Source organism: Burkholderia sp. 9775_39, assembly GCF_015712225.1.
Classification (GTDB): Bacteria; Pseudomonadota; Gammaproteobacteria; order Burkholderiales; family Burkholderiaceae; genus Burkholderia; species Burkholderia cenocepacia.
Genome location: NZ_JACCQC010000004.1, coordinates 207,346 through 224,641 on the forward strand (window position 1 = coordinate 207,346; position 17,296 = coordinate 224,641).

A 17,296-nucleotide genomic window follows, 5' to 3' on the forward strand; every position below is an offset into this window, starting at 1 on the left:
CCGATGCCGTTGCCCGTCGGTATGCGCGCGGCGACGCGCTAGCGCGCCGCCACCGCCGTCGCCTGTTTCGGCTGTGCGTCCTGCGTCGGCTGCGACGCCTGCCACCAGTACTTGCCCGCGCGCTGCTGCGGATCACGGATCGCGAGATACGTCGTACTCCAGAGCTGCGCCGCGTTGGCTTCGGTCGCATCGGCGCTGCGCGTGCCGAATGCGTCGGTCTGGTACTTGCCGTTCACGTACGACCACGTCCACATTTCCGACGTGCGCATGTCGCGCCCGTTCGAGATCACCTGCCAGATCGTCTGCCGCGCTTGCGTGAGCAGCGTGCGGGTCGTGGCCGAAAGGTCCTGACGCGCGAGCTGGCGATCGAGCCCGGCCACCCACATCGCCTGCTGCCACGACCAGATCACCGTGCCGTGATACGCGGAGCTCGTGAACTTCGGCCACAGCGTCTGGCTTGCATACGCGGGGTTCGCGATCAGCATCCCGGCATCGGTCACGAGCCCGGTCGGGAACGGCCGCGTGACGTCGCTGACGATCCGCTGGAGCTGATCGTCCGGCGGCGTGCCGAACAGCAGCGCGAAGCCGCCGTCCGAATTCATCACCGGAATCGGGTTGCCCTGCTGATCGAGCGACAGCGCGTAGAAGGCCAGCGGGGCGTTGGGCGCGGCGCCGGCCGGCACGCCGGCAGACGGTGCATAGGCCGACACGTCGGTGGCCGCCTGTGCGGCCGGCACGCTGACCTGGAACAGCGGCGGCGCCTGCGTTTCCCAGGTGGCCGCCTGATTCGCCGTGTTGGCGAGCGTCGCACGCTGCCCGGCATCGAGGTACGGATCGAGCAGGCCGCGGGCGAGGAACGCGTTCGCCGCGCGCAGCGCGGCCGGCACGAGCACCGCGTTCACGTCGTACGGGTAGACGCCGCCGCCGAGGCCATCGGTGCTGTCGCGCCAGTTGCCGACGATTTCGCCGGGCCGCAGGTGGATCAGGTTCGCGACCGACGGCTGCTGCGCGAACGGCTGCGCGGTCGTCGCGACGTGCAGCAGATTGACGACGAGGCGGCTGCCGTTGGTCTGCCCATCGCTGCCGCGCTGCGCCAGATACGCGGCAGCGCGGGCCTGGCCGCGCGTATCGTCGATCAGCCACGCGGCCGCGATCGGCGCGAGCAGGTAGTCGCTGTCGATCATCTTGTAGTCGTAGGTCGGCGTCGCATCGTTAGGCCGCCCGTTCTTCTGGTTGTCGATCAGCGCGAATTCGCCGATGCCTTCCTCGTGCGCGACCTTGCCGTCCGCCGACAGGCGGCTGAGCACCGACGACAGGCCGGCCTCGATCGCCGCGGGTTCGAGCACGGGCATCAGCATGCGGACCGAAATCAGCGTGTCGCGGCCGAAGTATGTGTCGTATTGCCACGAACCGGCCAGCAGCTTGTCGTTGAAGCTCAGGAATTCGAGCACGTTCTGGCTGACCGGGTCGGGATTCACGGACGGCGCGAACAGGTCGGCGTGCGTGATCGGCGACAGCGGCGTCTCGCCCGACAGCGCATCGATGTGCAGCTTCAGCGTGCGTGCGCCCGCCGGCGCGTTCAGCACCAGCTTGCCACCCGCAGCCGGCGCGATGCTGCCGCCGTCGTGCAGCGTGATGCGCAGCGCATAGCCCGGTGCGCCGTCGATGCGGTCGCGTTGCCATTGCGCGGTGCTGCCCTGGACCGTCGGCGCGGTGAGGATCTGCGGCGGAATCGTGGCGCCGCCGTTGAAGTCGCGCAGGAAGCGCACGTTGCTGAGCACGCCCTGGCGGATCGTCAGCGACGTGGTGTCGACCGACACGTCGGCGCCGATGCCGTACAGCGGGCGGCCATGCGTGTCCGGGGCCGACAGCGCGGACGGCGGCGTGTCGAGGCTCCAGTTTACCGGCTGCGCGGTGTCGTCGAACCATAGTCCGGTGCCGCTGTTGCCGGCGGGGAAGACCACCAGCAGGCGCGGCTTCGTCGACGAGCGCACCAGCAGGTGCGCGGCGACCTTGTCCTGCCGGTAGAACGCGTTGATCTGGCCGCCGGTATCCATGCGGAACGACAACGCGGCGGTGTTCGATGGCGGGGTGTTCGACTGGACGTCGTCGTCGTTGCAGGCCGACAGCAGGCCGGCACAGACGAGCCCGAGACACAGCGACTTCGCAAGGCGATGCATGTTGATGTCCCTCCTGATGACTGGCGATTTTTTATCCGGATGTTCTAATCGGCGGATCTTGGGTCCGTTTGATCCCGTCTTGTATTCATTCTGGCGAATGGCGGGAATTAATCGAGGCGTTGCGATTCGTCGAAAGGAAAATGGGTTGGCAAATAACCGAGTGGCCGATAATGCCGAAAGCTGAAAACCACAGGGGTGCGCGTCGATGTCCCGCGGGAAAAGGCTATGCGACGGGCCTTCGCGCGGGTGGTGGCGAATCCGGGGCGGCGCAGAAAATGATGCGTAAGCCGTCGTAGGCGATTCTAAATTTGCGGGAAAGCCGAAGTCAATAATGTTTTGGTTTTTGAATATTGAATTGAAAAGTGGTCGCAATTATTACCCGCCACCCCGGTAAAATGTGCGATTTAACGGATGCCGATTAATGTGCTGCAGCTATTCGAGGGCGAAACAATCGGCAATGGCGTGCCACACCGGCGATTGTTGCCGGACAGCGAACGAATCGCCGCGTGGTGTCGGTGAATGCCGTGACATGCCGACATGCTGAAACGGCGCGCACGAAGCCGAGCAAGCCGCGTTCCTGCGCATGCTTTCCACGACGACGGATCGCTGACGAAAGCGGAAAGAACTGCGACGTCTGCTAGCATCGGATGATTCCGACAACCCTGTCGGGATGCTGGCATCTGATCATCGCAGGAGACTCGTCAATGACGCTCGAATGCATCAATCCCAAGGATCTGCCCACACCGCAAACGTACACGCAGGTCGTCGTTGCGACGAGAAGCAAGATGGTATTCATCTCGGGCCAGGAGCCCGAGGACATCGACGGCAAGCTGGTGGGCCACGGTGATCTCGCGGCCCAGGCGCGTCAGGTATTCGGCAATCTCGGTCGCGCCCTTGCCGCTGCCGGTGCGCGGCCCGAGCAGGTCGCGAGGATCACCATCTACGTCGTGAACTACGAGCGCGATGCATGCTTGCCGATCATCGAAAGCGCCCGGGTGGCGCTGTTCGGCGATCACAAGCCCGCGGACGTGGTGCTCGGCGTGGCCGCGCTGTCGCCCGGTTATCTGATCGAAGTGGATGCGATCGCGGTCATCGATTGATCGTTCGGCAGTCGCAGCCATTGCATCGCGGGCACGCTCGCTACGTGCCTTTTTCTTTATCGGCCACCAGTTGCGTTGTGAAACCAGGTTGCATCAGCCTGGTCTCGAGCGAGCCACCTGCGGTTGTTGCCCATGATCCGCCTTTGGCGCCCCAGGCTCCTGTTTCAGGGTTCACGAGCGTCGCGTTTCAACGTTCTTGATAGTCATCCGGCAATTATCGATCGCTTTTTTCACTCGTTGGTGGAGCCCGTGATGCCTGCAAACAATCTCAAAGTTCGTCCTTTGGTCGGCGGGATCAAAATTGTGACCCGCAGCAAGATTGGCACTTTAGGTTTGGTCGTGAAATACAACGGCAACATGTGCTTTGTGACGGCGGGCCATGTGTTCGGAAAGGGAGATGCGAGGGTGGGGCAGCCCGATGACGCAAACCCGGTGGGTGACCTGCTTGAAAACTTCCTGGAGGACAACCAGGATATCGCCATCGTGAAGGTATCGTCGGGAGTCGACGCAACGCCCAACGAGATATGGACGGACAGCGGTATAAAACAGGTGGCGTTCGGTTCAGACGTGCGTCCCACGAAGGACCAGCGTTTGTGGTTGCAGGGTGCGTTCTCTGGTCTCGTGAATTGCTCGGTTGCCGGGACAGATGTCGATATCACGGTGCCGGACACCAACGATCAAGTCAAGAATGTCGTCCTGCTCAACCTGGACGGAGAGGCTCGGACCCAACCAGGTGACAGTGGCGCGCCCGTGGTGGGGAAAGTGGGTGGCAAGGACGTCTGCTACGGTGTGTACGGCGGGAAAGTCGTGGTCGGCGCAGATACGTACGGGTGGTTTACGCCATTCGAGAACCTGTTTTGGGACTAGTCCGGCGTGATCGGATGTGACGCTGTCAAAGCCCTGGGTGCGAGAGCGCTCGGGGCTTTTGCATTGGGGCACCGAAACGTGAACCGGGTCGACCTGCGCGGGAGCGTACTCGGGGTCGGCGGGGCACGGTCCAGACTCTCCCCGCCGTTGTACCAAGGACGCCGGTTTCAGGGGCAAATCCCCATCCGCCGCTCGGCGCTCGAGCAGGCAATCGAAACCCGTTTTGAACTGCGAGACGATTTCTGTCTACATGTGTTTCGGAAAAGAAACGTGACGGCGGATCCGGGCGGTCGAGTCCTGACGAGACCGCGACCGACTTCCCGGACGGCGCATTCGAGCAGTACAACCATGCGAGCCATGAATACGTGCTGCCGGTGCCGGCCGGTGGTCGAATCGTGTTCCGCATCGGTGGCACGGAGTTCGAGCTGAAGGCGGACGGCGCAACACTACGCAGCGCGAAGCTGCTGGCGGATGTTCCTGACTCAACGTTCACAGGGAACACGACGACCGAACAACTGCTGACGTTCAACGGAGGCATGTAGGGCAAGCCGGGCGACGGTGACGGTGTCGCGATGAAGGTAGTGGGCGGTGCGGAATTCGCCGACGATGTTATTACGACCGGTAAATCAGCCAGCACCGTCATCGGGAGCAGGGTGATGGAGAGTTGGTAAGTAAGCCAATCTAGGATCAAGCTGACAGATTTGTCAGGTGCTCGCGTGCCGCGAAGTGATGTAGCTTTTCTTCGCAGCATTTTGCTGTGCTGGAAACAATATTCGCGAAACGGGGCGCTTGCATGAGCACGGTTGAGTCGGACCAAAAATCAGAGAAAACGGACGGGAAGCACTCCGTGGAACGACGCGAGAGTGATCTCGGAAAGCTGCCCGAGCCGAAGTCCATGCTCGATTGGCCGTGGCCGGTGATCGTATCGATAGTCGGTTTGGTGTCGCTAGGTGTGGCGTATTCCTTGGGCGATGCATATTACAACGCGTATCTAGCGAAATTTTCGATTGAGCCTACTGCGTTCCCAATCGATAAGGCGCGGCATCTTGTACTGTCGCTATACGGCGCTCTAAACACGGTCGCAAATGTACAGGCCTGGCTCACCGAGAATACGGTTCCAATCCTGAAATTCGTGGCAATGATTCTGTTCGGTGTTGCCGTTTGGGTCTTGATTGAAAAAGGATTGCTTTGGGCGGTCGAGCGCGCAAGTAGGCGGGCAGACGGAACGACAAGGTCTATAAAGCTCTGGCCGATCGTAGTTCGATTCTTCACTATCGTGTTTTGGATATGGACGACTGTCGGGATTGGCTCGATTCTCGGAATGTCCGTTCCTACAGTGATGGCAATTCCTTCCGTAATCGGCGAATCCGCGGGAAACGGCGTCGCCACGGATCAGATGCGAGATTTTGACCGTGGATGCTGGGTGTCTGAAGCGCGATGTCAGATAGTAATCAAAAGCGGAAAGGAAGTTGTGCGTGGTTACATCGTTGCACAGTCAGCGACACACGTTGCGCTCTACTACGAACGTAATACCGTACAAATGCCTCTTGATGGCGCAGAAATCAGGACAGTCGAGCGACCGAATTTCGATCAGGCTCTACCCCGTTGAGCCGGCCTGCTTGGTCAATAACTTTGCCCCGCCACGAGCGGGGCTTTTCATTTCTAGAGAGCGATATGGCGAAAGACGCACAGCAAGGCGGGGAATCGAATCGCAATCGCGGTTCGTCTGCTCTTGTAGGTAGGAAGCTGGCGAAAAAGCCTCTTCAGTTCTTCACGGCTCAACGCCCGAGCATTCTCCGTCGGAGGTTCAGGACCGAGCCACGCAGCACCGATGCGGGATCTGTATCGGCTCGCAGCGTGATCACCGCATACTGGAACACGTTGGACACGTACTGGCGCAGTTTGATCGCTACGGAAGGGGAGCCGCGCTCTTCAACCCGCCGCATCAAAGCAAGCACGTCATGAGCGGTAACTGACCGCATGGGGCGGCTCCCGATGTACGGGTACGCATCGGCTTCGAGCATGCGCAGAATCTCGCCAAAGTGCCGCTCGGTCCAAGTCTTCCGCTTCTTCCCCAGCCACTCGTCGCTGACTGCGCGAAAAGTTGCTTTGCCTTCGTTGATACGCGCCGACAGCACTTCCTGCCGCGCATGTGACGGATGCCAGTCCCTTCTTGACGAGTTCACGGGCGTCGTCACGCGCTGCGTGCGTCTTGAAGGCTGATCGTCGGATATTCGCCGATCGCGAAGAGATTCTCCTTTCCGGCAATTCGGTACTTGTATCGCCAGAGTTTGGAGCCGGATGGTTTTACTAACAGATACAGTCCATTGCCATCGGTAAGTTTGGTAGGCTTGTCGCCTGCCTTCGCTTGTCGGATCTTGATGTCGGTAAGTGGCGCGGTGAAAAAGGGGGTATCGTCTCGGGACGGTCGAAATGGTACCCCCTTATACCCCCTTTTTTTGTCAGCTGGACACGATTTCCGGCGAACGTAAGCGAACAGTGGAAAGGCATAAAGCGGCCGACTGGCAAGGGTTTGCGGCAAATTTTCGAACGAGCACGAACAGGAGCAACCGAAGTGATCAGACATATCGTGATGTGGAAGTTGAAGGAATCGGCCGAAGGCGCGACGCGTGCGCAGAACGCGCTGAAGCTGAAGGAAAAGCTCGAAGGCTGCCGCGACCTCGTGCCGGGCACCCTGCAGATCGACGTCGGCGTGGCGACGCCCGGCCTCGATGCGACCGCCGACATCGTGCTCGTCTCCGATTTCGCCGACAAGGCCGCGCTCGACGCGTACCAGGTGCATCCGGTTCACCAGGAAGTGAAGAAATTCGTCGTCGCGGTGGCCGAATCGCGCGAATGTGTCGACTACATCGTCGACAACGCACGATGAGCGACGCGGCAACCCCGACGGAAGGCCCGTCGATCGAAAGCCCGTTCGTCGATCTGCTCGGCGTGCAACTGGTGTCCGCGAAGGATGGCGCGAGCGAGATCGTGCTGCCGCTCGAGGAGCGGCACATGAACACGTGGAGCATCGCGCACGGCGGCGTGACGATGACGCTCGCCGATATCGCGCTCGCGATGGCGGCGCGCAGCCTGACCGACGACGGCGTCGGCGTCGTCACGGTCGAGATGAAGGTGAATTTCATGCAGCCGGGGCGCGGCGAACTGCGCGCTTACGGGCGCGTGATGCACCGCTCGACGACGATGGCCTACTGCGAAGGCGAAGTGCGCGACAGCGACGGCAATTTCGTTGCGAAGGCGCTCGGCACGTTCAAGTACATGCGGCGGCTCGCGGTCGGCCGCGACATCAAGCGGCAACGTTCGCGCACCGCGCCGGACGCCCAGCCGGGCCCGAGCGACGCGTAAACGCACCGGCCATGCACGGCCCTGCCTTTTCGATGAGGCAGGGCCGTTTTGTTTGGCAGCACGGGATGGCGGCACACGGCGCGGCGCGTACGCCGGTCCGGCCGCCGCGTGGCATCATGTCACGCTTGTCCGCTTTGTCCGTTCACGGCGCCACGCCGGCGCCGTCCATACCGATGCCGCTGAATCCGAAGATCGCCCAGGTGCTCGACATGATCGAGCGCGCGAAACGTCCGTCGTATCACCATCAGACGCCGCAGCAGGCGCGCGCCGCGTACGAGAAGAGCGCGCCGATCCTCGACGTCGCGCCGGCGCCGATGCATTCGGTGGAGGCGTGCGTCGTGCCGACGCGCGACGGCCGCACGATCGGTGCGCGGCTGTATTTACCGGTCGCGCCGAGCCTGGCGGAACCGCTGCCCGCGCTCGTGTACTACCACGGCGGCGGCTTCACGGTCGGCAGCGTCGACACGCACGATGCGCTGTGCCGGATGTTCGCGCACGATGCGCAATGCGCGGTGCTGTCGGTCGGTTACCGGCTCGCGCCCGAACACCAATTTCCGACCGCGGTGAACGATGCGGACGACGCGTTGCAATGGCTGCATCGCGAGGCCGCCGCATTCGGCATCGACGCCGCGCGGCTGGCGGTCGGCGGCGACAGTGCGGGCGGGACGCTCGCGACGGTCTGCGCGGTGCTCGCGCGCGACGCGGGCATTCGCCTTGCGCTGCAGATGCTGATCTATCCGGGCGTGACGGGCTACCAGGACACCGAATCGCACGCGCGGCTCGCCAACGGCTACCTGCTGACGCAGGACACGATCCAGTGGTTCTTCGCGCAATACGTGCGCGATCGGGCGGATCGCGACGACTGGCGGTTCGCGCCGCTCGACGGCACGCGCGATGCACCGTCGTTCGCGGGCGTTGCGCCGGCGTGGATCGCGACGGCCGAATACGATCCGCTGAGCGACGAGGGCGCCGCGTACGCGGACAAGTTGCGTGCGGCCGGCAACGCGGTCACGCTGGTCCGCTATCCGGGGATGATCCACGAATTCTTCAAGATGGGCGGCTACGTGCCGGAGGTGCGGGCCGCGCATGCCGATGCGGTCGCGGCGCTGAAGGCTGCATTCGACGAGGTTTGACGGCGGGCGGCCGAAGGCCGCATGCCGTGGGAGGACTGCGATGACGAACGGCGTGGGCGGAGTGGAAACGGGCGACTGGACGGTACTGGGCGGCGACGCAGCCAGGATCCGCGACGCGGTATTCGTGCGCGAGCAGCAGATTCCGCCGGAATGGGCGCTCGACGACGACGATCCGCTGTCGCTGCATGCGGTCGCGTACCGGACCGACGCGGCGACCGGGTTGCGCCGCGCGGTCGCGACGGGGCGGTTGCTGCCGTCCGGCACGATCGGCCGCGTCGCGGTACTGGCCGACATGCGCGGGCAGGGCGTCGGGTCCGCCGTGCTGAATGCGCTGCTGGATGCCGCGCGGCGCCGCGGCCAAGCCGTCGTGCGGCTGTACGCGCAGGATTCGGCGGTGTCGTTCTATCTGCGGCACGGCTTCGCGGCGGTCGGCGAACCGTTCGTCGAAGCCGGCGTGCCGCACGTCGAGATGGCGCGCGCGCCGTAGCGCGCAACGCGTGCGTTCAGCGCGGCCGCGTCGCGTCGATATCGAATGTGAACGCGCGCTCGAACGCGCCCGGCCGGACGGTGCGGTGCGAGCCGTCGTCGTCGCTGCGCTCCTTGACCTCCACCGTCAGCCGCACGCCTTCCTTCATCGTCACGCGCAGCGCGGTGGTGCCGCGTGTGCCGTATTCGGGCGTCTCGATGAAGGCGGCCGACAGCGCGCGCTCGCGCTCGATCGGAATGCCCGTGTGCGGCAGCGCGTCGTCGTCCGCGACGTGCGGGTCGCGCATCAGCGCGATCAGTTCGTCGAGCGACGGGGTCGGATTGTCGGTGAGCAGCGTGCCGAGCTCCGCGCGCTTGCGCACCACTTTGGGCCAGGCCGTGTCGAGCCGCGCATTCGACAGCGCATGCACGCCCGGCGCGATCGCGACGGGTGCGGCGACACGGCTTTCGCCCTCGGGCGCGCGGTTGCAGAACCACGCGAGTTCGCGCCGGCGCCAGTCGCCGACGAGCAGGTTGAAGCCGTTGTACACGGCTGCATGCTCGGCCAGCTGCGCGAGATAGTCGAGCGGTGCGACCGATGGTCCGCCGAGAAAGTCGGATACCAGCTTGCCGCGGGTCGGCGCGCCCGCGCGGATGTCGAACGGCGCGCGGTAGTTGGTCAGCGCGGCGAAGCGGCCGTCGCGCGATACGCCGAGCCACGTGCCGCCGGCTTCGAGATCGCGGCCGGCCAGTACGCCCGGCACGTCCTCCCACCACGAGAGCGGCGCGCTGGTCCGGCGGAAGAACTCGTCGCGATTGGCGGCGAGGGTAAAGACGGGACCGGCGGCGGCATCGGGCTGCCAGTCGAAGGCAATCAGACACATCGGGCGAATCTCTCGCAGGAAACATCGGGCGCCGGCTGCGACTCGCGAGCCGGCGCGCGAACGGGTTGTCAGTGCATCACGCTTCGGTCGGCCACGCGTACGGCAGCGCGTCGAACGCGAGCGCCGGGCCGTCGGCCGAACCGAGGTGCACCGTGCCGCTGTCGAGCGCGGCGAGCTTGATCTCGACCAGCGCGTCGACGCCGCCCGCCGGCGCGGCCGCCGCGTTGACGATCATCCCGCACGGCTGGCCCGGGTCGTCGCTGTGGAACAGCTCGACGCCGGCATGCACGGTATCGGTCTCGCCGGCGACGTGCGCGAGCGCGGTGCGGCGCTTGATCGTGCCGCGGTACTGGCTGCGCGCCACCACTTCCTGGCCCGGGTAGCACCCTTTCCTGAAGTTAACGGCGCCGATCACGTCGAAGTTGACCATTTGCGGTACGAACTGTTCGACGGCCGGCTGCGTGATGCGCGGCTCGCCCGCGCGCACGTCGAGCCAGTCCCACACGGCGGGCGACACGACCGGCAGCGTGCCGGCGAGCGCGGCGAGGCGCGCGTCGACCTCGGCGCGCGGGCCGATCCACAGATAGCGCTTGCGGCCGGCCGCATCCGGCACGCGGATCAGCGTGCCGGCCGGGCCGTCGACCTTCACGTGCACGCCATCGGGCAGCGCATCGAAGATGCCCGACAGCGCGTCGCGCACGTCGCCAGCGAAACCGGCCACCGCGAGCGTGTCGCTCGCATCCGTCAGCTTCGCCTTCGCGCGCAGCACGAACATCGACAGCCGCTTCTGCACGGCAGGCTGCACGTCCTTCGACACGAGCAGGCGCACACCGTGGCCGGCGCGCCACGTGAGGAACGACGCGAGCAGGCGGCCCTTCGGCGAGCAGTACCCGGACAGCCGCGCGCTGCCGGCATCGAGATGTTCGATGTCGTTGGTGAGCTGGCTGTGCAGGAACGTCGCGGCGTCGTCGCCGGCCACGTCGATCACGCCGAACTGCGGCAGCGGCATGCAGGCGCCCGGCGCATCGAAATCGGCGGCGGACGGGCGGGGGAAAACGGGGAGCGAGGCAGATGCGGCCTGGGCAGCCGGTGAAGCGAACGGTGTGCTCATGGAATGAGGGAACAGTCAACCCTGACTTTGACGAAGGCGAGCAAGTATTATATGGGTCTTACCTGAGTCACGTTTCCATGTCCCTACTGAAGAAATGCGCCGCGACGATCGTGGCGCTGGCCGTCGTTGTGGCCGCTGCCGGCGCGGGCGGCGGGTATTACTGGGCGACCCGGCCGCTGTTGCTGGGCTCGGCATCGCTCGACGTCACGATCAAGCCGCGCAGCAGCGTGAAGAGCGTCGCGCTGCAGCTCAAGCGCGGCGGCGTGCCGGTCGAGCCGTTCGCGTTCGTCGCGATGACGCGCGTGCTCGGGCTGTCGAGCCGGCTCAAATCGGGCAATTACGAATTCAAGACCGGCATCACGCCGTACGACGTGCTGCAGAAGATCGCGCGCGGCGACGTGAACGAATACGTCGCGACGGTCATCGAGGGCTGGACCTTCAAGCGGATGCGCGCGGAGCTCGACGCGAATCCCGATCTGGCGCACGCGACGGCCGGCATGAGCGACGCCGAGCTGCTGCGCGCGATCGGCGCGCCGGACGGCGTGGTGCAGCGCGGCAGCGGCGAGGGGCTGTTCTTCCCCGATACCTACCTGTTCGACAAGGGCACGAGCGACCTGAACATCTACCGGCGCGCCTATCGCCTGATGCAGACGCGCATCGACGAGGCATGGGCCGCGCGCACGCCGGGGCTGCCGTACAAGACGCCTTACGAGATGCTGACGATCGCGTCGATCGTCGAGAAAGAAACCGGCCACGCGGCCGACCGCGCGTTCGTCGCGGCCGTGTTCGCGAACCGGCTGCGCATCGGCATGCCGCTGCAGACCGATCCGTCCGTGATCTACGGGCTCGGCGACGCGTACGACGGCCGGCTGCGCAAGCGCGACCTGCAGGCCGACACTCCTTACAATACCTACACCCGACGCGGGCTGCCGCCCACGCCGATCGCGTTGCCGGGCGTCGCCGCACTGCAGGCGGCGATCAATCCGGCCCCGACGAGCGCGCTCTATTTCGTCGCGAAGGGCGACGGCACGAGCGTGTTCTCGGACACGCTCGGCGACCACAACAAGGCCGTGGACAAATACATACGAGGTCAATAATGGCGAGCGGTAAATTCATCACGTTCGAGGGCATCGACGGGGCGGGCAAGACCACCCACCTGGCATGGTTCTGCGAACGCCTTCAGGGCCGGCTGGCTGCGGCCGGCCGGCAGGTCGTCGTGACCCGCGAGCCGGGCGGCACGCAGCTCGGCGAGAAACTGCGCGAGATCCTGCTGAACCAGCCGATGGATCTCGAGACGGAAGCGCTGCTGATGTTCGCCGCGCGGCGCGAGCACCTCGCGCTCGTGATCGAGCCGGCGCTCGCGCGCGGCGACTGGGTCGTGTCCGACCGCTTCACCGACGCGACCTTCGCGTACCAGGGCGGCGGCCGCGGGCTGCCGCGCGACAAGCTCGAGACGCTCGAGCGCTGGGTGCAGGGCGGTTTCCAGCCCGACCTCACGGTGCTGTTCGACGTCGCGCCGCAGGTCGCGAGCGAGCGTCGCGGGGCCGCGCGCATGCCGGACAAGTTCGAAAGCGAGTCCGACGCGTTCTTCTCGCGTACGCGTGCCGAATACCTGCGGCGCGCGGAAGAGGCGCCGCACCGCTTCGCGATCGTCGATGCGACGCGATCGATTCCCGAGATTCGCCAGCAGCTCGAACGCGTGCTCGCCGCGCTGTAACCCGCAAGGACGCACCCCATGATCTATCCGTGGCAAACCGACGACTGGAACCGCCTGCAGCAACTGCGCGCGCAATGGCCGCATGCGCTGCTGCTGCACGGTCAGGCCGGGATCGGCAAGCTGCAGTTCGCGCAGCATCTCGCGCAGGGTTTCCTGTGCGAATCGCCGCAGCCGAACGGCGAGCCGTGCGGCGCCTGCGCGGCCTGCAACTGGTTCTCGCAGGGCAACCACCCGGACTACCGGATCGTGCTGCCCGAGGCGCTGGCGGGCGAGGCGCCGGGCGCCGCGGACGACGCGAAGCCGGCCGACGCGGACGAAGGCGGCAAGAAGACCCGGGCGCCCAGCAAGGAAATCAAGATCGAGCAGGTGCGCGCGCTGCTCGACTTCTGCGGGGTCGGCTCGCACCGCGGCGGCGCGCGCGTCGTCGTGCTGTATCCGGCGGAAGCGCTCAACGTCGCCGCGTCGAACGCGCTGCTGAAAACGCTGGAGGAGCCGCCGCCCGGCGTCGTGTTCCTGCTCGTGTCGGCGCGCATCGACCGCCTGTTGCCGACCATCATCAGCCGCTGCCGCCAGTGGCCGATGACCGTGCCGGCACCGGAGGCCGCCGCCGCGTGGCTGGCGGCGCAGGGCGTCGACCAGGCCAGCGCGCTGCTCGCGGAAGCCGGCGGCGCGCCGCTCGCCGCGCTGGCGCTCGCGGGCGACGAGAATCGTCCGCTGCGCGACTACACGTTGGGGCAACTGGCCGCCGGGGCGGCCTGCGACCCGTTCGCGTGCGGCGAGACGCTGCAGAAGCTGCCGGTGCCGCTGGTGCTCGGCTGGCTGCAACGCTGGCTGTACGATGTGCTCGCGCAGCGGATGGCCGGCGCGCCGCGCTACTTCCCGATGCACGCGGCGGCCCTGGCGCGCTGCGCGGAAGCGGTCGACGCGAACGCATTCGCCCGCTTCATGAAAGCCGTGACGCGGCAGCGGACCGTCGAGAACCATCCGCTCAACGCGCGGCTCGTATTCGAGGAATTGTTTCTCGGCTATCGGGAAATGTTTGCTTGATCCGGCATTGTTTCCGATGGGTTGCGAAACGATGAACGGATCACGCGACGGCGCGACCGTGGCCGGCCGGCCCGCCCACGTCGCCCGCTGCCGCATGCCGGCGGGCGCATGAGCGTCCGTCTCACGTATTCAGGAAACACGATGTTCGTCGACTCTCACTGCCACATCAATTTCAAGGGCCTGGCCGACCGCCTGCCGGCCGTTCTCGAGAACATGCGCGAGCACGACGTCACCCACGCGCTGTGCGTGTCGGTCGATTTGGAGACGCTGCCCGACGTGCTCGCGATCGCCGAAGCGCACGACAACGTGTACGCGTCGGTCGGCGTGCATCCCGATCACGAGGACATGCGCGAGCCGACGCTCGCGGAGCTCGTCGAGCTGGCCGCGCACCCGAAGGTCGTCGCGATCGGCGAAACCGGCCTCGACTATTACCGTCTCGAAGGCCGCTCGATCGCCGACATGGAATGGCAGCGCGACCGCTTTCGCACGCACATCCGCGCGGCGACCGCGACGATGAAGCCGCTGATCATCCATACGCGTTCGTCGTCGGAGGACACGCTGCGGATCATGGCCGAGGAGCGCGCGGACGCGCCGGGCGGCGTGATGCACTGCTTCACCGAGCCGTGGCCAGTCGCCGAGCAGGCGCTCGCGCAGAACTTCCATATCTCGCTGTCGGGCATCGTCACGTTCAAGAACGCGACCGACGTGCAGGACGTCGCGCGGCGCGTGCCGCTCGACCGGCTGCTGATCGAGACCGACTCGCCGTACCTCGCGCCGGTGCCGTATCGCGGCAAGCCGAATGAACCTGCGTACGTCAGCCATGTCGGACGCTTTATCGCATCCGAGCGCGGGATCGCCGTCGAGGCGCTCGCGGATGCGACGACGCAGAACTTTTTCCGGCTGTTCAAGATCGCCCGCTAACGACGGGCGCGCAGCCGACAACCCAGGGAAGGAGCCCACAACAATGACGAAGCCGACCAACCATCTGCCCAAACGCGCACTCGTTGCGGCCGCATTCGTCGCGAGCGGGCTGTTCGCCGCCGCCGGCGCGCATGCCGAGTCGCTCGACGCGATCGTCAAGGCCGTCAAGTTCGACGACATCGCCGATATCGGCAAGCAGCTCAAGAGCGGCAAGCTCGATCCGAACACGCTCGCGCCGAACGGCGACCCGATCCTCGTGATCGCCGCGCGCGAGAAGTCCGACAAGGTCGCGGCCGCGATCGCGACGACGCCGAACGTCGATCTCGAAAAGGAAGACAAGGCCGGCGAAAACGCGCTGATGCTCGCGTCGCTGAACGGCGACCTCGGCCTCGTCAAGCTGCTGATCGACAAGGGCGCGGAAGTCAGCAAGAAGGGCTGGGCGCCGCTGCACTACGCGGCGACCAACGGCCAGGACGCGGTCGTCAAGGTGCTGCTCGACCACGACGCGTACATCGATACCGCATCGCCGAACGGCACGACGCCGCTGATGATGGCCGCGCGCGGCAACCATGCGTCGACGGTCACGCTGCTGCTCGACCAGGGCGCCGATCCGCAGGTGAAGAACCAGCTCGGCATCACCGCGCTCGAGTTCGCGAAGCACTACAACGCGCCGGACGCGATCGAGATCCTGAGCAAGCGGACGACGCGTATCGGTGCGTCGACGCCGGCAGATGCACAAAAGAGTGCAAAATAACGGTTTTTGGTGCGGCGCCGCCTGTCCGCCCGGCCGGCTTCCGGCCGCGGCAGGGCAGCCGGCGCCGCACCGGCCAACGCAGCAGGCGGTCACCGGCCGCATTGACATAAGGAACACCATGTTGCGCGCAATGTTTTGTGCCGCGGCGTTTGCCGTGCCGTTGTCGGCGGCGGCTTTCACGGGCGCGGATCTCGACCGGCTGTGCGCGAAGACGGACGTCAAGTCGCGGGCGTCGTGCGCGGCCTATATCGAAGGCGCCGCCGACGGCGTCTACAACACGATCGATGCGATCGGCGGCACCACGGGGCCGCGCGTCGGCCAGTACTTCTGCCTGCCGCCCGACATCCGGGCGCAACAGATGACGGACGCGGTGCGCAAGTACATCGCCGAAAATCCGAAGCTGGCCGACTACAACGCGAGCACCGCGGTGTCGCTCGGTCTCGGCAAGGCGTTTCCCTGCAGGAGCGGCAACTGATCTGACGCCGTGTCCGGGCGCGTGCGTGGCCCGGACGTCGCCGACGCATCCAGGACGAAGCCTGCGCGCTTCATCACTCGAGGGCGCCGATGATTTCAATCGAGGAACTGCAGCGCATCGCCGATGCGCCGTTGCATTCGTGGCTCGGCACGCTGGTCGTGTCGGTCATCGTGATACTGGTCGTCACGGTCGTGCACCGCCTCGGCGCACGCATCGTCAAGCGCATCGCGCAGCCGTATCCGCTGATGAGCGCGATCCTGCGCTACATCGACAAGCCGTCGCTCGTCGTGCTGGCGTTGCTGGCGCTCGAATTCGTGTGGGTCCAGGCCGACGACGGCATGTCGTTCGTGCGCGGCATGCGCACCGCGGCGGCGGTCGGCTCGATCGTGTCGCTCACGTGGCTGCTGGTGCGGCTCGCGGCCGGCGTCGGCGACGCGATCATCCAGGCCCATCCGATCGATACGGCCGACAACCTCCACGCGCGACGCGTCCATACGCAGGCCAAGGTGCTCGTACGGACCGTGATGGTGCTGATCGTGATCATCGGTACCGGCGCCGCGCTGATGACGTTTCCGAACGTGCGCCAGATCGGCGCGAGCCTGCTGGCATCGGCCGGTGTCGCGGGGCTGGTCGCCGGTATCGCCGCGCGGCCGGTGCTGGGCAACCTGATTGCCGGGTTGCAGATCGCGCTCACGCAGCCGATCCGGCTCGACGACGTGGTCGTGATCCAGGGCGAGTGGGGGCGCATCGAGGAAATCACCGGTTCGTTCGTGTCGGTGCGGCTGTGGGACCAGCGGCGCCTCGTCGTGCCGCTGCAGTGGATCATCGAGAACCCGTTCACGAACTGGACGCGCAGCAGCGCGGAGATCATCGGCACGGTCTACCTGTCGGTCGATTACCGTACGCCGCTCGCGCCGCTGCGCGAGGAGCTCGCGCGGCTCGTCCACGCGGCGCCGGAATGGGACGGCCGCGTGCAGGTGCTGCAGGTGACCGACGCGACGGAGCGCACGATGCAGTTGCGCGCGCTCGTCAGCGCGGCCGATTCGTCGTCGTGCTGGGACCTGCGCTGCCGCGTGCGCGAAGGATTGATCGCCTATCTGCAGGACCGTTATCCGCAATGCCTGCCGCGCAGCCGGATGGAGCTGTATCCGCACGAATCCGCGCCCGATGCGCCGAATCCCGAGCGGCCGCACGCGCGGTCGCCTGCGGCCAGCACGGCGGCCAACACCGCGGCCGATCCGCAGGCCGTCGACGGCCGCTGAACGCGGCCCGGCGC

Annotated in this window: 19 protein-coding genes and 1 pseudogene; 15 read left to right on the forward strand and 5 right to left on the reverse strand. The window is 65.9% G+C overall.

Features of this window, described 5'->3' with window-relative positions; all coding sequences use genetic code 11:
- Window positions 1-38: 38 nt before the first annotated feature.
- Complete coding sequence (locus tag H0X90_RS07740; RefSeq protein ID WP_077190660.1) at window positions 39-2,180, reverse strand: hypothetical protein; 2,142 nt, start codon at window positions 2,178-2,180, stop codon at window positions 39-41.
- 704 nt (window positions 2,181-2,884) lie between these two features.
- On the opposite strand from H0X90_RS07740, the gene H0X90_RS07745 reads away from it, so the two are divergent.
- From H0X90_RS07745 to H0X90_RS07760, 4 genes and pseudogenes are all read left to right on the forward strand, one after another.
- A complete protein-coding gene (locus H0X90_RS07745; RefSeq protein ID WP_077190659.1) occupies window positions 2,885-3,280 on the forward strand; it encodes a RidA family protein in 396 nt (131 codons plus the stop codon).
- A 132-nt stretch (window positions 3,281-3,412) separates the two neighbouring features.
- Entirely contained in the window at window positions 3,413-4,147 is a 735-nt protein-coding gene (locus H0X90_RS07750; protein WP_049021673.1) for a hypothetical protein, read from the forward strand.
- Between the two features lie 266 nt (window positions 4,148-4,413).
- Window positions 4,414-4,832: pseudogene (locus tag H0X90_RS07755) on the forward strand (phage baseplate assembly protein V); the annotation flags it as partial.
- Between the two features lie 108 nt (window positions 4,833-4,940).
- Window positions 4,941-5,756, forward strand: coding sequence for a hypothetical protein (locus tag H0X90_RS07760; RefSeq protein ID WP_124674760.1), 816 nt, complete (start codon window positions 4,941-4,943; stop codon window positions 5,754-5,756).
- Window positions 5,757-5,925: 169 nt separating this feature from the next.
- Here the strand turns inward: H0X90_RS07760 and H0X90_RS07765 are convergent, their stop codons facing one another.
- On the reverse strand, window positions 5,926-6,345 hold the full coding sequence (locus tag H0X90_RS07765; protein WP_077878314.1) for a hypothetical protein: 420 nt from the start codon (window positions 6,343-6,345) through the stop codon (window positions 5,926-5,928).
- Window positions 6,342-6,734 carry an Arm DNA-binding domain-containing protein gene (locus H0X90_RS07770; protein WP_077190694.1) on the reverse strand — a complete coding sequence of 131 codons (393 nt, stop codon included), beginning with the start codon at window positions 6,732-6,734 and terminating at the stop codon, window positions 6,342-6,344. The genes H0X90_RS07765 and H0X90_RS07770 overlap by 4 nt, the downstream gene beginning before the upstream one ends.
- Between H0X90_RS07770 and H0X90_RS07775 the strand changes: the two genes are divergently transcribed.
- The 4 genes from H0X90_RS07775 to H0X90_RS07790 all read left to right on the forward strand — a co-directional run bounded on the left by H0X90_RS07775 (window position 6,723) and on the right by H0X90_RS07790 (window position 9,133).
- Window positions 6,723-7,037 (forward strand): Dabb family protein, encoded by a 315-nt coding sequence (locus tag H0X90_RS07775; RefSeq protein WP_006483902.1) that lies wholly within the window; start codon window positions 6,723-6,725, stop codon window positions 7,035-7,037. The two genes, H0X90_RS07770 and H0X90_RS07775, sit on opposite strands and share 12 nt — an antisense overlap.
- Complete coding sequence (locus tag H0X90_RS07780) at window positions 7,034-7,513, forward strand: PaaI family thioesterase (RefSeq protein ID WP_006483907.1); 480 nt, start codon at window positions 7,034-7,036, stop codon at window positions 7,511-7,513. Before H0X90_RS07775 ends, H0X90_RS07780 begins: the two co-directional genes overlap by 4 nt.
- Window positions 7,514-7,686: 173 nt before the next feature.
- On the forward strand, window positions 7,687-8,646 hold the full coding sequence (locus H0X90_RS07785; protein WP_058901537.1) for an alpha/beta hydrolase: 960 nt from the start codon (window positions 7,687-7,689) through the stop codon (window positions 8,644-8,646).
- A 40-nt stretch (window positions 8,647-8,686) separates the two neighbouring features.
- Entirely contained in the window at window positions 8,687-9,133 is a 447-nt protein-coding gene (locus tag H0X90_RS07790; RefSeq protein WP_006483905.1) for a GNAT family N-acetyltransferase, read from the forward strand.
- Window positions 9,134-9,149: 16 nt separating this feature from the next.
- On the opposite strand, the gene H0X90_RS07795 is transcribed toward H0X90_RS07790, so the two are convergent.
- On the reverse strand, window positions 9,150-9,995 hold the full coding sequence (locus tag H0X90_RS07795) for an NRDE family protein (RefSeq protein WP_077190658.1): 846 nt from the start codon (window positions 9,993-9,995) through the stop codon (window positions 9,150-9,152).
- Window positions 9,996-10,071: 76 nt separating this feature from the next.
- Complete coding sequence (locus tag H0X90_RS07800) at window positions 10,072-11,106, reverse strand: folate-binding protein YgfZ (protein WP_034201627.1); 1,035 nt, start codon at window positions 11,104-11,106, stop codon at window positions 10,072-10,074.
- A gap of 77 nt (window positions 11,107-11,183) precedes the next feature.
- Here H0X90_RS07800 and mltG point away from each other — a divergent pair, with 77 nt between their 5' ends.
- The 7 genes from mltG (at window position 11,184) to H0X90_RS07835 (ending at window position 17,282) form a co-directional block, all read left to right on the forward strand.
- Window positions 11,184-12,203 carry an endolytic transglycosylase MltG gene (gene mltG / locus H0X90_RS07805; RefSeq protein WP_006496368.1) on the forward strand — a complete coding sequence of 340 codons (1,020 nt, stop codon included), beginning with the start codon at window positions 11,184-11,186 and terminating at the stop codon, window positions 12,201-12,203.
- Window positions 12,203-12,823, forward strand: coding sequence for a dTMP kinase (gene tmk / locus H0X90_RS07810; protein WP_006483888.1), 621 nt, complete (start codon window positions 12,203-12,205; stop codon window positions 12,821-12,823). The genes mltG and tmk overlap by 1 nt, the downstream gene beginning before the upstream one ends.
- Window positions 12,824-12,841: 18 nt before the next feature.
- Window positions 12,842-13,870, forward strand: a complete 1,029-nt coding sequence (locus H0X90_RS07815; RefSeq protein WP_077190657.1) for a DNA polymerase III subunit delta' — start codon at window positions 12,842-12,844, stop codon at window positions 13,868-13,870.
- 141 nt (window positions 13,871-14,011) lie between these two features.
- Window positions 14,012-14,791: a TatD family hydrolase gene (locus tag H0X90_RS07820; protein ID WP_077190656.1), complete on the forward strand. Its 780-nt coding sequence runs from the start codon at window positions 14,012-14,014 to the stop codon at window positions 14,789-14,791.
- Between the two features lie 43 nt (window positions 14,792-14,834).
- The gene (locus H0X90_RS07825) at window positions 14,835-15,545 is read left to right on the forward strand and encodes an ankyrin repeat domain-containing protein (protein WP_006485954.1); all 711 of its coding nucleotides are present in this window, start codon (window positions 14,835-14,837) and stop codon (window positions 15,543-15,545) included.
- A 118-nt stretch (window positions 15,546-15,663) separates the two neighbouring features.
- Window positions 15,664-16,020, forward strand: coding sequence for a Rap1a/Tai family immunity protein (locus H0X90_RS07830; RefSeq protein WP_006485939.1), 357 nt, complete (start codon window positions 15,664-15,666; stop codon window positions 16,018-16,020).
- Window positions 16,021-16,109: 89 nt separating this feature from the next.
- The gene (locus tag H0X90_RS07835; RefSeq protein ID WP_006485950.1) at window positions 16,110-17,282 is read left to right on the forward strand and encodes a mechanosensitive ion channel family protein; all 1,173 of its coding nucleotides are present in this window, start codon (window positions 16,110-16,112) and stop codon (window positions 17,280-17,282) included.
- The last annotated feature ends 14 nt before the right edge of the window (window positions 17,283-17,296 follow it).

Excerpts from the sequence above, each read along its gene's own strand:
- H0X90_RS07820 (WP_077190656.1), top strand. The coding sequence starts at position 14,012 with ATGTTCGTCGACTCTCACTGCCACATCAATTTCAAGGGCCTGGCCGAC.
- H0X90_RS07815 (WP_077190657.1), top strand. The coding sequence starts at position 12,842 with ATGATCTATCCGTGGCAAACCGACGACTGGAACCGCCTGCAGCAACTG.
- H0X90_RS07750 (WP_049021673.1), top strand. The coding sequence starts at position 3,413 with ATGATCCGCCTTTGGCGCCCCAGGCTCCTGTTTCAGGGTTCACGAGCG.
- H0X90_RS07740 (WP_077190660.1), bottom strand. The coding sequence starts at position 2,180 with ATGCATCGCCTTGCGAAGTCGCTGTGTCTCGGGCTCGTCTGTGCCGGC.
- H0X90_RS07780 (WP_006483907.1), top strand. The coding sequence starts at position 7,034 with ATGAGCGACGCGGCAACCCCGACGGAAGGCCCGTCGATCGAAAGCCCG.
- H0X90_RS07830 (WP_006485939.1), top strand. The coding sequence starts at position 15,664 with ATGTTGCGCGCAATGTTTTGTGCCGCGGCGTTTGCCGTGCCGTTGTCG.
- H0X90_RS07785 (WP_058901537.1), top strand. The coding sequence starts at position 7,687 with ATGCCGCTGAATCCGAAGATCGCCCAGGTGCTCGACATGATCGAGCGC.
- H0X90_RS07760 (WP_124674760.1), top strand. The coding sequence starts at position 4,941 with ATGAGCACGGTTGAGTCGGACCAAAAATCAGAGAAAACGGACGGGAAG.
- H0X90_RS07825 (WP_006485954.1), top strand. The coding sequence starts at position 14,835 with ATGACGAAGCCGACCAACCATCTGCCCAAACGCGCACTCGTTGCGGCC.
- tmk (WP_006483888.1), top strand. The coding sequence starts at position 12,203 with ATGGCGAGCGGTAAATTCATCACGTTCGAGGGCATCGACGGGGCGGGC.
- H0X90_RS07745 (WP_077190659.1), top strand. The coding sequence starts at position 2,885 with ATGACGCTCGAATGCATCAATCCCAAGGATCTGCCCACACCGCAAACG.
- H0X90_RS07835 (WP_006485950.1), top strand. The coding sequence starts at position 16,110 with ATGATTTCAATCGAGGAACTGCAGCGCATCGCCGATGCGCCGTTGCAT.
- mltG (WP_006496368.1), top strand. The coding sequence starts at position 11,184 with ATGTCCCTACTGAAGAAATGCGCCGCGACGATCGTGGCGCTGGCCGTC.
- H0X90_RS07795 (WP_077190658.1), bottom strand. The coding sequence starts at position 9,995 with ATGTGTCTGATTGCCTTCGACTGGCAGCCCGATGCCGCCGCCGGTCCC.
- H0X90_RS07790 (WP_006483905.1), top strand. The coding sequence starts at position 8,687 with ATGACGAACGGCGTGGGCGGAGTGGAAACGGGCGACTGGACGGTACTG.
- H0X90_RS07800 (WP_034201627.1), bottom strand. The coding sequence starts at position 11,106 with ATGAGCACACCGTTCGCTTCACCGGCTGCCCAGGCCGCATCTGCCTCG.
- H0X90_RS07770 (WP_077190694.1), bottom strand. The coding sequence starts at position 6,734 with ATGTCTGATCACTTCGGTTGCTCCTGTTCGTGCTCGTTCGAAAATTTG.